The organism is bacterium (assembly GCA_029210545.1).
GTDB lineage: Bacteria > BMS3Abin14 > BMS3Abin14 > BMS3Abin14 > BMS3Abin14 > JARGFV01.
In genome coordinates, this window is the sequence record JARGFV010000222.1 from 1 (window position 1) to 617 (window position 617).

A 617-nucleotide genomic window follows, 5' to 3' on the forward strand; every position below is an offset into this window, starting at 1 on the left:
CAAGAAAAGACCCAAAAAAGGGCTTTCCGAAAAACTTACAGCAGCGTGTCAAGAGGTTTTCCGACACGCTGCTAGCCGTGGGGTTCTGGAGGCTCCTTCCCTGGGCCTGGTCCACCGCCGTGGTCCTCGTGCCCCTGTACTGGACCCTGCACCTGTGGCACATGGTGGTGCCGAAGGACGGGCTCTACCTGTGGCCCTTTCTCATGATCGACGCTGTCATCCTCGCTTACATTCTCAACCCTGCCTGCAGGAGGGCTTTTTCGGCCCCTGGGGGCCGTTTCAGGCACCTTTCCTTCCTTCCCCCTGTCATGATGGGAGCCATGGCTCTTTACGCCGCGTTAGCGCCTATTGTGGGGCTTTTCGTGGCGCTGGCCCTTGCCTTTGCTGTTGTCATTGTTGCGGCAAGGGCCAGGAGTCCAAAGTCCAAAGTCCAAAGTCCAACGTCCAAAGGGATAAAACTTGATAGGGTCGCAAAAAGTCCAGGCGGGACTTTTCCTGGCTCCTTAATGTCCTGGGGAAAGGGAAAAGCGTGGTTTTCCCTTCCCTCACGGAGGCTGCTGTAATATCGCCAAAGTCCGGGTAAGACTTTGGCTCAACGGGAACCGAAAAGCGTGGTT

General features: G+C 56.4%; 1 protein-coding gene. It reads left to right on the plus strand.

Going from position 1 to position 617, the window contains the following annotated elements; translation table 11 throughout:
• A partial coding sequence (locus P1S46_12410; protein ID MDF1537265.1) for a hypothetical protein occupies positions 1-563 on the plus strand: 563 nt, incomplete at its 5' end.
• Positions 564-617 lie beyond the last annotated feature (54 nt).